Source organism: Kitasatospora sp. HUAS MG31 (assembly GCF_040571325.1).
GTDB classification, from domain to species: domain Bacteria; phylum Actinomycetota; class Actinomycetes; order Streptomycetales; family Streptomycetaceae; genus Kitasatospora; species Kitasatospora camelliae.
On sequence record NZ_CP159872.1, the window covers coordinates 2,661,167 to 2,674,616 of the forward strand.

At 71.3% G+C, this 13,450-nt stretch carries 11 protein-coding genes; 1 reads left to right on the plus strand and 10 read right to left on the minus strand.

Features of this window, described 5'->3' with window-relative positions; genetic code table 11:
• Positions 1-11: 11 nt before the first annotated feature.
• The 10 genes from rodA to ABWK59_RS12025 form a co-directional block, all read right to left on the minus strand.
• Positions 12-1,214, minus strand: a complete 1,203-nt coding sequence (rodA, locus tag ABWK59_RS11980; protein WP_354640375.1) for a rod shape-determining protein RodA — start codon at positions 1,212-1,214, stop codon at positions 12-14.
• Positions 1,211-3,442, minus strand: coding sequence for a penicillin-binding protein 2 (gene mrdA / locus ABWK59_RS11985; RefSeq protein WP_354640376.1), 2,232 nt, complete (start codon positions 3,440-3,442; stop codon positions 1,211-1,213). The genes rodA and mrdA overlap by 4 nt, the downstream gene beginning before the upstream one ends.
• 60 nt (positions 3,443-3,502) lie before the next feature.
• The gene (gene mreD, locus ABWK59_RS11990) at positions 3,503-4,147 is read right to left on the minus strand and encodes a rod shape-determining protein MreD (RefSeq protein ID WP_354640377.1); all 645 of its coding nucleotides are present in this window, start codon (positions 4,145-4,147) and stop codon (positions 3,503-3,505) included.
• Positions 4,148-4,149: 2 nt separating this feature from the next.
• Positions 4,150-5,067 carry a rod shape-determining protein MreC gene (gene mreC / locus ABWK59_RS11995; RefSeq protein WP_354640379.1) on the minus strand — a complete coding sequence of 306 codons (918 nt, stop codon included), beginning with the start codon at positions 5,065-5,067 and terminating at the stop codon, positions 4,150-4,152.
• A 57-nt stretch (positions 5,068-5,124) separates the two neighbouring features.
• Positions 5,125-6,150 carry a rod shape-determining protein gene (locus tag ABWK59_RS12000; protein ID WP_354644922.1) on the minus strand — a complete coding sequence of 342 codons (1,026 nt, stop codon included), beginning with the start codon at positions 6,148-6,150 and terminating at the stop codon, positions 5,125-5,127.
• Positions 6,151-6,545: 395 nt separating this feature from the next.
• On the minus strand, positions 6,546-6,959 hold the full coding sequence (gene ndk, locus ABWK59_RS12005) for a nucleoside-diphosphate kinase (RefSeq protein WP_354640381.1): 414 nt from the start codon (positions 6,957-6,959) through the stop codon (positions 6,546-6,548).
• Between the two features lie 127 nt (positions 6,960-7,086).
• Positions 7,087-7,425 carry a DUF4233 domain-containing protein gene (locus ABWK59_RS12010; protein ID WP_354640382.1) on the minus strand — a complete coding sequence of 113 codons (339 nt, stop codon included), beginning with the start codon at positions 7,423-7,425 and terminating at the stop codon, positions 7,087-7,089.
• Between the two features lie 2 nt (positions 7,426-7,427).
• The gene (folC, locus tag ABWK59_RS12015) at positions 7,428-8,909 is read right to left on the minus strand and encodes a bifunctional tetrahydrofolate synthase/dihydrofolate synthase (protein ID WP_420492918.1); all 1,482 of its coding nucleotides are present in this window, start codon (positions 8,907-8,909) and stop codon (positions 7,428-7,430) included.
• Positions 8,902-9,441, minus strand: coding sequence for a hypothetical protein (locus tag ABWK59_RS12020; protein WP_354640385.1), 540 nt, complete (start codon positions 9,439-9,441; stop codon positions 8,902-8,904). Before ABWK59_RS12020 ends, folC begins: the two co-directional genes overlap by 8 nt.
• Before the next feature lie 306 nt (positions 9,442-9,747).
• Positions 9,748-12,387, minus strand: a complete 2,640-nt coding sequence (locus ABWK59_RS12025) for a valine--tRNA ligase (protein ID WP_354640386.1) — start codon at positions 12,385-12,387, stop codon at positions 9,748-9,750.
• A gap of 179 nt (positions 12,388-12,566) precedes the next feature.
• Here ABWK59_RS12025 and ABWK59_RS12030 point away from each other — a divergent pair, with 179 nt between their 5' ends.
• On the plus strand, positions 12,567-13,433 hold the full coding sequence (locus tag ABWK59_RS12030) for a hypothetical protein (RefSeq protein ID WP_354640388.1): 867 nt from the start codon (positions 12,567-12,569) through the stop codon (positions 13,431-13,433).
• Positions 13,434-13,450 lie beyond the last annotated feature (17 nt).

Consider the following 13,450-nt stretch of genomic DNA (forward strand, 5'->3'; position numbering starts at 1 on the left):
CCCGGATTGCCTCAGATCCCTATCGGCCGCTGGGATCTGACGGACTGCAGGAGGCCGACCGCGATCCACACGGCGAACATCGAGGAGCCGCCGTAGGACACGAACGGAAGGGGGATTCCGGCCACCGGCATGATGCCGAGGTTCATCCCGATGTTCTCGAACGCCTGGAAGGCGAACCAGGTGACCACGCCCGCGGCGAGGACCGTGCCGTACAGGTCGGTGGCCTGGCGCGCTATGGCGCAGGCGCGCCAGAGGATGACGCCGAGCAGGGCGATCAGGGCGGCGGCGCCGACGAAGCCGAGTTCCTCGCCGGCCACGCTGAAAACGAAGTCGGTCTGCTGCTCGGGGACGAACTGGCCGGAGGTCTGGTGGCCGTTGAAGAGCCCGGCGCCGGTGAGTCCGCCGGAGCCGATGGCGATCCGGGCCTGGTTGGTGTTGTAGCCGACGCCGGCCGGGTCGAGGGCCGGGTTGGCGAAGGCGGCGAACCGGTCGATCTGGTACTTGCTGAGCACGCCGAGCTTCCAGATCGCGACCGCGCCGAGCACGCCGGCGCCCATCAGCCCGAACACCCAGCGGTTGGCGGCGCCGGAGGCGAGCAGGATGCCCAGCACGATGACGCCCATGACCATGACCGAGCCGGCGTCCGGCATCAGCATGATCAGGGCCATCGGGACGGTGGCGACCACCAGGGACTGGATCACGCTGCGGTCGGTGGGGAACTCGCGCTCCCCCGCGTCGACCCGGGCGGAGAGGATCACCGCCATGCCGAGCACGATCGCCAGCTTGGCGAACTCGGCGGGCTGCAGCGAGAAGCCGCCTCCGAACTGGATCCAGGAGTGCTGGCCGTTGATGGTGGAGCCGAGCGGGCTGAGGGTGGCCACCAGCATGACCATGACCACCAGGTACACCACCGGGACGGCGGTCCGCAGCCGGCGGGTCCCCAGGACGACCACCACGACGAAGAGCGCCAGGCCGATGGCCAGGTTGGTCAGGTGCCGCCAGAGGAAGTATTGCGGGTCGCCGTGGGTGAGGTTGTCCCGGGCGCGGGTGGCCGACCAGACCAGCAGCGAGCTGCCCAGGGACAGGGCCAGCGCGGACAGGACCATGATCCAGTCCAGCCGGCGCAGCGGCGAGGACTTGCCCAGGGCCCGGCCGAGCGGCCCGCGCTGCGGGGCGAGGCGGACGGACCGGTAGGAGGCGCCGTACGAGCTCATGCCCTGCCCCTCAGCGTGGTGGTCGGGCGGGTGGGTTCGAGGGCCGCCCAGACGACCGGGGCGGGGGCCCCGGGGCCCGCGGGCTGGAGGGGGTCGAGGAAGGTCGCGGTGCCGCCGTAGGAGGCCTGTTTGATGACCGCGGTGCCGTCCTGGTTGAACTTCGGCAGCTCGGCCTGCGGCTTGGGCAGCAGCGCCTTGTTGGTGTCGATGGCGCCCTTGTCGTCGACGCCGTACAGCGCCTGGTAGATCCGCCGGACGGCGTCACCGGAGGCGCCGGAACCGGTACCGGCCTGGCTCATCGTCATCACCACGGCGTAGTCGCGGCTGTAGGTGGTCAGGTACGAGGTGGTCTGCTTGCCTGCGACCTCGGCGGTACCGGTCTTGGCGTGCAGCTCGATCTGCTTCTGCGGCCAGCCGACCGCGGTGAACTTCCAGGCGGCGGTACCGCGTTCGATGACCTGGCGGGTGGCCTCGTCGATGTACTCCAGGGCCTTGGCGTCGGCCGGGATGCGGCCGTCGGCGTGCGGCTGGATCTCGCGGACCAGCTCGCCGCCGGGGCTGACGATGGCCTTGCCGATGGTCGGCCGGTAGAGCGTGCCGCCGTTGGCGAGGGCCGCGTAGATCCGGGCCATCTGGAGCGGGGTGACCAGGGTGTCGCCCTGGCCGATGGAGTAGTTGACGGCGTCACCGGCGCGCATCACGTTGCCGTCGACGCAGTTCTCGCGGGCGATCTGGGAGGCGTAGTCCTGCTTGTCGGACTTGGCGACCGCGCACCAGGCGTCCTTGTTGGCGTCGTAGTACGACTGCTTCCACTGCCGGTCGGGGACGCGGCCGGTGACCTCACTGGGGAGGTCGATGCCGGTCTTGGCGCCGAGGCCGAACTGCTTGGCGGTCTTGAAGAACCAGTCGCCCGGGTCCTTCTTGGGCTTGATGCCGCCGTCCTTCATCCACTGGTCGTAGGCGAGCCCGTAGAAGACGGTGTCGCAGGACACCTCCAGGGCCTGGCCCAGGGTGATGGAGCCGTGGCCCTGGCTCTCGAAGTTCTTGAACTCGCGGCCGCCGATGGTGAGGCTGCTCGGGCAGGGGTAGTGGCCGTCGAGCGAGTAGCCTGCCTGCGCGGCGGCGGCGGTGGAGACCACCTTGAAGGTGGAGCCGGGGGCGGACTGACCCTGTATGGCCCGGTTGAGCAGCGGGAAGTTGGAGTCCTTGCCGGTGAGGTTCTGGTAGTCCTTGGCGCTGATGCCGCCGACCCAGACGTTGGGGTCGAAGGTCGGCGCGCTGGCCATGGCGACGATCCGGCCGGTGTTGACGTCCATCACCACGACGGCGCCGGAGTCGGCCTCGTAGTTCTTCTCGGTGATCTTGTCGTACACCTTGCGGGCGTCGGACATGGCCTGCGCGAGCTGCTCCTCGGCGACCTTCTGGACCCGGGCGTCGATGCTGGTCACCAGGTTGTTGCCGGCCTGGGCGGGGGTGCGCCCGGCGCTGCCGATGACCCGGCCGAGGTTGTCCACCTCCAGCCGGTCGATGCCGGTGGTGCCGCGCAGGTCGTCGTCGTACACCGACTCCAGGCCGGCCCGGCCGATCTGGTCGGAGGGGAGGCGGCGCTCACGGCCGGGCTTCTCGGCGGTCTTGGTGACCTCGTCGTCGGTGACCGGCGAGAGGTAGCCGAGCACCTGGGCCGCGTTGGCGCCCTCGACGCCGGTGTACTTGCGGACGGCGGTGGGCTGCGCGGTCACCCCGGGGAAGTCCTCGCGGCGTTCCATTATCTGCATCGCCTGCTGGGTGGTGGCCTGCTGGGTCACCGGGATCGGCTGGTAGGGCGAGCCGTTCCAGCAGGGCTGCGGCGTCTTGGCGTCGCAGAGCCGGACCTTCTCCTCGACGTCCTTGGGCGTCATCCCGAGCACCCCGGCGAGCCGGGCCAGCACGGCCTTGCCCTTGTCCTTCTGCTGCAGCAGCGAGGTGCGGCTGACCGAGACCACCAGCTTGGTCTCGTTGCCGGCCAGGATCCGGCCGGAGGCGTCGAGGATCTCGCCGCGGACGGCCGGCTCGACCACCTCGCGCACGTGGTTGCCCTCGGCCTTGGCGGCGTACTGGCTGCCGGTGCGGATCTGCAGGTACCAGAGCCGCCCGCCGAGCGTGGCGAGCAGCGAGAGCACCAGGATCTGCAGCACCACCAGGCGGATCGTCAACCGCTGGGTCCGGCCGGTCTCCGGGATGTTGCTCATGCGCCCCTCCTCGCTTCGCTTTCCTCGTTCACGTGCAGGTACTCCTCGGACCGGCGGGGCTCAGGGGCGCTTGACGAGGCCGAAGCCGCGGCGCCTGCGCAGCGGTGCCGAGCCGGACACCTCGCGGGTGGTCCGGTACCGGGACAGGCTGCCGAGGCCGGAGCCGCCGTCGCCGCCGGTCGAGGCCGATTCGGGCTCGACGGTGCCGTCGAAGCGGCGGGCCAGCATCATCACCGCGGGCACCACGAACGGCGCCAGCAGCACGTCGTAGATCAGGGCGCTGGTGACCAGGCCGGTCAGGCCGACGTGGCGGGCGGCGGTGTCGCCGACCAGGGCACCGACCGTGGCGTACAGCAGCGTGGTGACGACGGCCGCGCCGGCCACCACGAGCAGGGCGCTGATCGCCGAGCGCTGCCGGCCGCCCTCGGGGCGGAGCAGGCCGACGAGGTAGCCCATCAGGCAGAGCACCAGGGCGTACCGGCCGATGGCGTGGTCGGAGGGCGGGGCCAGGTCGGCGAGCAGGCCGCCGGCGAAGCCGACCAGGCAGCCGCCGGCGGGCCCGTACACCAGGGCGAGGCCGACCACGACCAGCAGCAGCAGGTCCGGGGTGGCGCCCGGCAGTTGGAGCCGGCCCAGCACGCTGACCTGGACGACCAGGGCGAGCAGCAGCAGGACGGCGGCGAGCAGGATGCGGTTGACGCGCAACGTCAGTTCCCCCCGGCGGGCTTGGTGGGCGGTACGTCGGCCGGGGCCGCCGCGGCGGCGGCCGCGGCCGGCAGGACGGCGTCCCGCGGGTCGGTGCGCGGCGGGACGACCACCACGCCGACCAGGTCGAGCCGGGTGAACTGCACGTACGGCTCGACCATGATGGTCTTGGTGAGCTGGCCGGGGGTGGCCTCGACCTGGACGACCTTGCCGACCGGGACGCCCGGGACGAACGGCCGGCCGCTCTGCGAGCCGAAGGTGACCAGGCGGTCGCCCTCCTTCACCTGGGCGCGGCCGTTGAGCAGCGAGATCCTCATCGGGCTGGTGCCCTGGCCGGCGGCGAAGCCGATCTCGCCGCTGCCCTCCAGCCGGACGCCGGCGGTGAAGCCGGGGTCGGAGGCGAGCAGCACGGTGGCGGTGGTCGGGGCGACCGTGGTGATCCGGCCGACCAGGCCCTGGCCGTCGATGACGGTCATGTCGCGGTCGAGGCCGTCGTCGCTGCCGGCGTCGATGGTGATGGTCCAGGAGAATCCCTGGGCCGGGCCGATCGCGATGACCTGGGCGGCCTTGACGGTGTACCCGCCGGCGCCGGCCGTGCGCAGCAGGGAGTCCAGCTGCTTGGTCCGGCCGGCGGCGGCGTCCGAGGAGGCCAACCGCTGGCGCAGGTCGGTGTTCTCACGGGTGATCTGGTCGAGCCTCGCCTGGTGCGTGGACGCGTCCCGGATGGCCCGGATGTACCCGGCGACCGGGTCGACGGCGCCGGCGGCGCCGCGTTCGACCGGCCCGAGCACCTGGGCGGCGCCCCGGCGGGCCCCGTTCAGCGGGGAGGTCTCGCCGCCCTTGATGTCCACGGTGATCAGCGCGAAGGCGACAGCGACCAGCAGGATGAGCAGCAGTCGGCTCTCTCGTGTGTCCCTCACGGTGCTGGAACTGCCCCTTCGTCCGAGTACCGGTTGTTCAGTTGGTCCGTTGGTCGGTCAGCGACGCGGCTGGGCGTCGAGGACCTGCTGCAGCGCCTCGAACTCCTCGACGCACTTGCCGGAGCCGAGCGCGACGGAGTCCAGCGGGTTCTCCGCGATGTGGATCGGCATGCCGGTCTCCCGGCGAAGCCGCTCGTCCAGGCCGCGGAGCAGGGCGCCGCCGCCGGTGAGCACGATGCCCCGGTCCATCACGTCGCCGGCCAGCTCGGGCGGGCACTGGTCGAGGGTGGTCTTGACCGCGTCGATGATGGAGTTCACCGGCTCGTCGATGGCCTCGCGGACCTCGGCGGCCGAGATCACCACGGTCTTCGGCAGACCGCTGACCAGGTCGCGGCCGCGGATCTCGGCGTGCTCGTCCTTCTCGCCCTCCAGGGCGAAGGCCGACCCGATCGACATCTTGATCTGCTCGGCGGAGCGCTCGCCCAGCAGCAGGCTGTACTCCTTCTTGATGTGCTGGACGATCGCGTTGTCCAACTCGTCACCGGCCACCCGCAGGGACTGCGCGGTGACGATGCCGCCCAGCGAGATCACGGCCACCTCGGTGGTGCCGCCGCCGATGTCGACCACCATGTTGCCGGTCGGCTCGTGCACCGGGAGGCCGGCGCCGATCGCGGCCGCCATCGGCTCCTCGATGATGTGCACCTGACGGGCACCCGCCTGGTGGCTGGCCTCGACCACGGCGCGGCGCTCCACCCCGGTGATCCCCGAGGGCACGCAGACCACGACCCGCGGACGGGCCAGGTAGCGGCGGCGGTGGATCTTCAGGATGAAGTAGCGGAGCATCCGCTCGGTGATCTCGAAGTCGGCGATCACGCCGTCCTTGAGCGGGCGGATGGCGACGATGTTGCCGGGCGTCCGGCCGATCATCTTCTTCGCCTCGGTGCCGACCGCCAGGATGCCGCCGGTGTTGGTGTTCACCGCCACGACGGACGGCTCGTTCAGGACGATCCCCTTGCCCCTGACGTACACCAGCGTGTTGGCAGTGCCGAGGTCGATCGCCATGTCACGGCCGATGAACGACAGGTTGTTGGCCATGGGATGTGGAGTGCCTTCCCGAGCTCGGATTCAATGGCGGGGAGCGGGCCGTCCGCGCGCGCCCACGACAGGGCTGACACCGGCTGAGCAGCCGCACCGGGCCCATGAGTTGGAACCATCGTAGCCACGCGGGTCAGGCGGCGACTGCGAGGTACGGATCGCTGCCCATTCTCCGGCGGCCGGTGGGCATCTTCCTGGATTGGGACGCCGTGTCGGCATCCCGGGTTCCGCTGTGTGAGGATCAAACGCTCGCTTGGCCCAGGGGCCGGTGAGCTGCTCGGATGCGGTGTCAGGGAGGCGCGGGGGACGGTGCGGGGGCGGGAGGGCGCAGCCCTCGTCCGCCCGCTCGGCACCCGCTCCCCGCGCCCCTCGCGGCGCGTGTCTCAGGCGTGGCCGGGGAAGAAGATCTTGATCTCGCGCTCGGCCGACTCGGGCGAGTCGGAGGCGTGGATCAGGTTCTCGCGGGTGATGGTGGCGAAGTCGCCGCGGATGGTGCCCGGGCCCGCCTGCAGCGGGTCGGTCGCCCCGGCCAGCGCGCGGATGCCGGGGATGACGTTCTCACCTTCGACGATCAGCGCGATCGACGGACCGGAGGTCATGAACTCCAGCAGCGGCTCGTAGAACGGCCGGCCGACGTGCTCGGCGTAGTGCTGCTCCAGCGTCGCCCGGTCGAAGGTGCGCAGCTCCATGGCCGCGAACCGCCAGCCGGCCTTCCGCTCGATCCGGCTGATGATCTCGCCGGCCAGGCCGCGCTGCACGGCGTCGGGCTTGAGCAGGACGAGAGTGCGCTGCGACACGGTGAGGCTCCAGGGGATTCGGTCGTGCTTGGTGTATACGGCACAGAGGTTACCTTGCGTGAGCAGCGCGGATGCGCCGCCTCCGCATCCTCCGGCATCCGCTCCCGGCGCCGTGGAGCGGGGGCGCTCAGCCCGCCGCGGCGGCCGCCCGGGCGGCCTTGATCTCGTCGATCCGGCGCCCGTAGTGCACCGAGCACCACCACAGCAGGGCGAACACCGCGCCCAGGGCGAACATCGTCGGCAGGACGAACCCGCTGGCGATCAGCCCGAGCTGCAGCGCCCAGCCCACGGTCACCGCGCCCGGCCGCCCGAGCATGCCGCAGAGCAGCACGCACAGCAGCATGGCCACGCCGCTGACCGCCCAGACCGTGGCGGTCGGGACGTCGGACAGCCGGGCGGCGACCAGCCCGGCGAAGAGGATCAGGAACGCCTCGCCGATCAGGGTCGAGGAGCACAGGGTGCGCACGGCTACTTCCTCCCGAACAGCAGGCGGGCCTCGCCCACGGTGATGACCGAGCCGGTGACCAGGACGCCGGCTCCGCCGAGGTCCTCCTCCTCGGCCAGGGTGACGGCGGCCTCGATCGCGTCGTCCAGCCGGGGCTCGACCTGCACGCGATCCTCACCGAAGATTTCCACGGCCAGCGCGGCCAGCTCGTCCACCGGCATGGCGCGGTGGGTGGAGTTCTGGGTGATGACCACCTCGGCCAGCACCGGCTCGAACGCCTCCAGCAGGCCGGAGACGTCCTTGTCGCCGCTGGTGCCGACCACGCCGACCAGCTTGGTGAAGCCGAACGCCTCGCCGATCGCGGCGGCGGTGGCCCGGGCGCCGTGCGGGTTGTGCGCCGCGTCCAGGATGACGGTGGGGCTGCGCCGGACGACCTCCAGGCGGCCCGGCGAGCTGACGCCGGAGAAGCCCTGGCGGACCTTGTCCTCGTCCAGGTTCCCGCCGCCCGCGCCGCCGACGCCGAAGAACGCCTCGACCGCGGCCAGCGCCAGCGCCGCGTTGTGCGCCTGGTGCGGGCCGTGCAGCGGGACGAAGAGGTCCTCGTACTCGTGGCCGCCGAGGCCGCGCAGGGTCACCAGCTGGCCGCCGACGGCGACCTCGCGGCGGATCACGCCGAACTCCATGCCCTCCCGGGCCACCGTGGCGTCCACCTCGACCGCCCGGCGCAGGATGGTCTCGGCGGCGTCCAGCGGCTGCTGGGCGACCACGGCGGTGGCGCCGGGCTTGATGATCCCGGACTTCTCCACCGCGATCTCGCCGGTGGTGCTGCCGAGCCGGTCGGTGTGGTCCAGGCCGATCGGGGTGATCACCGAGACGGCGGCGTCGATGACGTTGGTGGCGTCCCAGGAACCGCCCATGCCGACCTCGACCACCGCCACGTCCACCGGCGCGTCGGCGAAGGCGGCGTACGCCATGCCGGTCAGCACCTCGAAGAAGGACATCGGCACCGGCTGGCGCTCGTCGACCATCCGCACGTACGGGTCGATGTCGCGGTAGGTCTCGACGAACCGGTCGCCGGCGATCGGCGCGCCGTCCAGGCTGATCCGCTCGGTGACGGACTCCACGTGCGGGCTGGTGTAGCGGCCGGTGCGGAGCTCGAAGGTCATGAGCAGCTGCTCGATCATCCGGGCCGTGGAGGTCTTGCCGTTGGTGCCCGTGATGTGGATCGAGGGGTACGAGCGGTGGGGCTGCCCGAGGATGTCCATCAGCTCGTCGATCCGGGTGAGCGACGGCTCCAGCTTGGTCTCCGGCCAGCGCCCGGAGAGCTCGGCCTCCACCGCTCGGAGGTCGTCGTCGATGTCCTCGGAGGGCCGGACGGTGTACGGGTTCTGCTCGGGCGTGTCACTCACGTCCCCAAGTCTAAGGACTCCCGCCGCGCCGCCCCGCCAGGGGCACGACCTCCCGCCGACGGCCGCCCCCGTGCGGTGCCGGGCCCGGTCAGCGATCGGACGGCCGGGGGTGGCGGGCCTCGGGGACGTGGGCGGTGCGGCCGGCGTGGCGGCGGCGGAGTTCGGCGGCGATCTCCTCGGCCTCCCCCTCCGGCAGGAGCGGCAGCATCATCGCCACGGCCTGCAGCAGCCCGCCCAGCAGGTAGGTGGTGTCCGCGGTGGAGGCGACGACGGCCCGGACCGCCGCCACGTCCCCCGCGCCGACCGCCTCCAGCAGCCGGGCCGCGTCGGCGGTGTTCTCGTCCACCATCACGGCCGCGGTGTCGGACGGCGCCCGGCGGGCCAGTGCCCGCAGCACCCGGTCCCCCACCGCCGGGGCGTACGCCTTGCGGACCGCCTCGGCAGCGATCCAGACCAGCAGGGTGGACACTTCGCGCTCGGCCTGCTCCTCGAACAGGAGGTCCAATTCCTGGTCGAAGGCGAGCTGGTTGCCGTGCCGGAATGCGAGCAGCAGCGTCGCCGCGCGGGACTTCGCCGCTTCCACGGCCTCCACCGGCAGTTCGTCGGCCAACTCCTCCGTCACCACCATGCCCGCGCCCTCCCGTCAGTCGCACCGCCCGAATGGGAACTGCTGCACACCGTACACATTCGGGATACGAAGATGGCTGAACTCGCACGCAAGCGAGCAGAATCCGCAACCGGACTTCGGTCACGGAGGAACGGTGGGGGGCATTTTCCGGAACTTCCCGGCCGGAAATACCGCCGAACGGCCTATCAAGGGCGTACGCATTTCGGCCGAACACCTGGGAACGCGGCGAAAGCCGTGCCCTTTTGCGGGGAAAGCCGAGGGCCGCCACCCCGTGCGGGGTGGCGGCCCTCCGGTGGAACCGGTGGATCAGGCCTGCGGCAGGGCCGCCAGCTGGCCGGTGATCCGGGCGATGTCGGCCTCGGCGGCCTCCAGGCGGACGCGGATCTTGGCGACCACCTCGTCCGGCGCCTTGGCCAGGAAGGCCTCGTTGCCGAGCTTGGCGGTGGACTGCGCCTTCTCCTTCTCCGCCGCGGCCAGGTCCTTCTGGAGGCGCTTGCGCTCGGCGGCCACGTCGATGACGCCGGAGAGGTCCAGTGCCACGGTGGCGCCGGCGACCGGCAGCGAGGCGCTGGCGGTGAAGCCCTCCTCCGGCACGGTCAGGCGCAGCAGCGAGCGGATGGCGTCCTCGTGCGGGACGAGGACGGTGCCGGCCAGCTCCAGCCGGGCCGGGACCCGCTGGCCGGGCTTCAGGCCCTGGTCGGAGCGGAACCGCCGGACCTCGGTGACCACCTGCTGCAGGGTGGCGATCTCCGCCTCGGCCTCGGCGTCGCGGAAGCCGCTGTCCTTCGGCCACGCGGCGACGACCACCGACTCGGCACCGGTCAGCGTGGTCCAGAGCGCCTCGGTGACGAACGGGACGACCGGGTGGAGCAGACGCAGCGTGACGTCCAGGACCTCACCGAGGACGCGGCGCGAGGCGTCCGCCTGCGGGCCGCCCTTGGCCAGGGTGGTCTTGGACAGCTCGACGTACCAGTCGAAGACCTCGTCCCACGCGAAGTGGTAGAGGGCGTCGGAGAGCTTGGCGAACTGGTAGTCGTCGTAGAGCCCGTCGACCTGGGCGACGGTCTCGTTGAGCCGCGCCAGGATCCAGCGGTCCACCGAGGTCATCTGCTCCGGGGCGGGCAGCGGCCCCTCGACGGTGGCGCCGTTCATCAGGGCGAACCGGGTGGCGTTCCAGATCTTGTTGCAGAAGTTCCGGGAGCCCTTGACCCAGTCCTCGCCGATCGGCACGTCGGCACCGGGGTTGGCGCCGCTGGCCAGGGTGAAGCGGACGGCGTCGGCGCCGTAGGCGTCCATCCAGTCCAGCGGGTCGACCACGTTGCCGAAGGACTTCGACATCTTCTTGCCGCGCTCGTCGCGGACCAGGCCGGTGAGCGCGATGGTGCGGAACGGGACCTGACCGTCCATCGCGTACAGACCGAACATCATCATCCGGGCGACCCAGAAGAAGATGATGTCGTGGCCGGTGAGCAGGACGTCGGTGGAGTAGAACTTCTCCAGGTCCGGGGTCTGCTCGGGCCAGCCGAGGGTGGAGAAGGGCCACAGACCGCTGGAGAACCAGGTGTCGAGGACGTCCTGGTCCTGGTGCCAGCCCTCGCCGGTGGGCGGCTCCTCGTTGGGTCCGACGCAGACGACCTCGCCGTCCGGGCCGTACCAGACCGGGATCCGGTGGCCCCACCACAGCTGACGCGAGATGCACCAGTCGTGCATGTTGTCGACCCAGCTGAAGTAGCGGCCCTCCAGCTCCTTCGGGTGGATCTGGACCCGGCCGTCGCGGACGGCGTCGGCGGCGGACGTCGCCAGCGGGCCGACCTTCACCCACCACTGCAGCGACAGCCGCGGCTCGACCACGGTCTTGCAGCGCGAGCAGTGGCCGACGGCGTGCATGTACGGGCGCTTCTCGGCGACGATCCGGCCCTGCTCGCGCAGTGCGCCGACCACGGCCGAACGGGCCTCGAAGCGGTCCAGGCCGAGGAACGGGCCGTGCACGGTGATGACACCGCGCTCGTCCATCACGGTCAGGTTCGGCAGGCCGTGGCGCTGGCCGATGGCGAAGTCGTTGGGGTCGTGCGCCGGGGTCACCTTGACGGCGCCGGTGCCGAACTCCGGGTCGACGTGCTCGTCGGCGACGACCGGGATCTCACGGTCGGTCAGCGGCAGCTTGATGGTGCGGCCGACCAGGTGCTTGTAGCGCTCGTCGTCCGGGTGGACGGCGACCGCGGTGTCGCCCAGCATCGTCTCGGCCCGGGTGGTGGCGACGATGATGGAGTCGTCCCCGTCGCCGTAGCGGATCGAGACCAGCTCGCCGGGGACGTCCTCGTGCTCCACCTCGATGTCGGAGAGCGCGGTGAGGCAGCGCGGGCACCAGTTGATGATGCGCTCGGCACGGTAGATCAGGCCGTCGTCGAAGAGCTTCTTGAAGATGGTCTGGACGGCCTGGGACAGGCCCTCGTCCATGGTGAAGCGCTCGCGGGACCAGTCCACGCCGTCGCCGAGGCGGCGCATCTGGCCGAGGATCTTGCCGCCGTAGTTCTCCTTCCACTCCCAGACCTTCTCGACGAAGGCCTCACGGCCCAGGTCGTGACGGGAGAGGCCGGACTCGGCGAGCTGCTGCTCCACCTTGTTCTGGGTGGCGATGCCGGCGTGGTCCATGCCGGGCAGCCACAGCGCCTCGAAGCCCTGCATCCGCTTACGGCGGGTCAGGGCGTCCATCAGCGTGTGCTGGAAGGCGTGGCCCAGGTGCAGCGCACCGGTGACGTTCGGCGGCGGGATGACGATGGTGTACGCGGGCTTGTCGCTCTTCGCGTCGGCGGTGAAGTAACCGCGCTCCACCCAGCGCTCGTACAGCTCGCCCTCTACCTCGGCCGGGGCGTAGGTCGTCGGGAGGGTGGCTGCGTCGTCCCCGGGGTAGGAGGCATCGGGGCGCTGGTTCGTCGTGTCGGTCACGACGCACAGTTTACGTAAGAGGGGGGCGCCGTTACGAACGGCTTTGGCCCCGGACCACTCGGGTGGGTGGGCAAGGGCGTACGGTAGCGTGCCCGGATACTCGCGCGCCAGTTCGTGCGGGTACGGATGAGAAGGACGCCACAACAGGCCGCTCTCAGCAGCGGCGGGGGAGAGCGATCATGTACGGCCAGGGTCAGCAGTATCCGCAGGGCCAACCGCCGCAGCCCTACGGCCAGCCGCAGCCTCCGCAGTTCGGCGCGCCCCAGCCCGGCTACGGCCAGCCGCAGCCGCCGCAGTTCGGTGCCCCGCAGCCGCAGGGTTACGGCTACCCGCCGCCCGGCCCGCAGTTCGGCGCGCCGCAGGCGCCCGTCCCGCCGCAGGGCGTCCCGTACGGCGCGCCCGGCGGCTACCCCCCGCCGCCGCAGAAGAGCAAGGCCGGGCTGGTGGTCGGCCTGGTGGTCGGCGCCGTGGTGCTGATCGGCGGCGGCGTCGCCGTGGTGTCGCTGATGGGCGGCGGCGGTGGCGCGGGCTCCTCGACGGCCGGCAAGTACAAGCTGGCGCCGCCGCAGAGCCTCTCGGGCGGCTACACCCAGAAGTCCGTCAAGGACACCCCGGTCGACAACGACCAGGCGAAGGCGCTGGGCGGCAAGGTGGACGGCTCGCTCTCGGCCCAGTACCAGAAGACCACCACCGACATGATCAGTGTCGGCGGCAGCTGGGGTACCTTCGACGACCCGGACGCCGTCATCAAGGTCGTCAGCGAGAAGATGAAGAGCACCGGCGGCAAGGAGCTGAGCTGGAAGACCCAGCTCGCCGACGTCGACGCCAAGGACCCGAACGACGGCGGCGGCAAGATGCAGTGCGGCACGCTCGGGGACGGCAAGTTCTCGCTGCCGATCTGCGTCTGGGCCAACCACTCCACCGTGGGCAGCGTGGGCTTCGTCGAGATGACGCTGGCCAACGGCGGCACCGGCTCCTCCCTCACGCCCACCCAGGCCGCGGACCGCGCCCGGCAGATCCGCGACGCCGTCGTCGTCAAGAAGTAACCCCCCTCCCCCGCCCA

What these genes read in the sequence shown, in the direction of transcription:
- rodA (WP_354640375.1), bottom strand. Translation starts at nt 1,214, where the DNA reads ATGAGCTCGTACGGCGCCTCCTACCGGTCCGTCCGCCTCGCCCCGCAG.
- mrdA (WP_354640376.1), bottom strand. Translation starts at nt 3,442, where the DNA reads ATGAGCAACATCCCGGAGACCGGCCGGACCCAGCGGTTGACGATCCGC.
- ABWK59_RS12030 (WP_354640388.1), top strand. Translation starts at nt 12,567, where the DNA reads ATGTACGGCCAGGGTCAGCAGTATCCGCAGGGCCAACCGCCGCAGCCC.
- ABWK59_RS12020 (WP_354640385.1), bottom strand. Translation starts at nt 9,441, where the DNA reads ATGGTGGTGACGGAGGAGTTGGCCGACGAACTGCCGGTGGAGGCCGTG.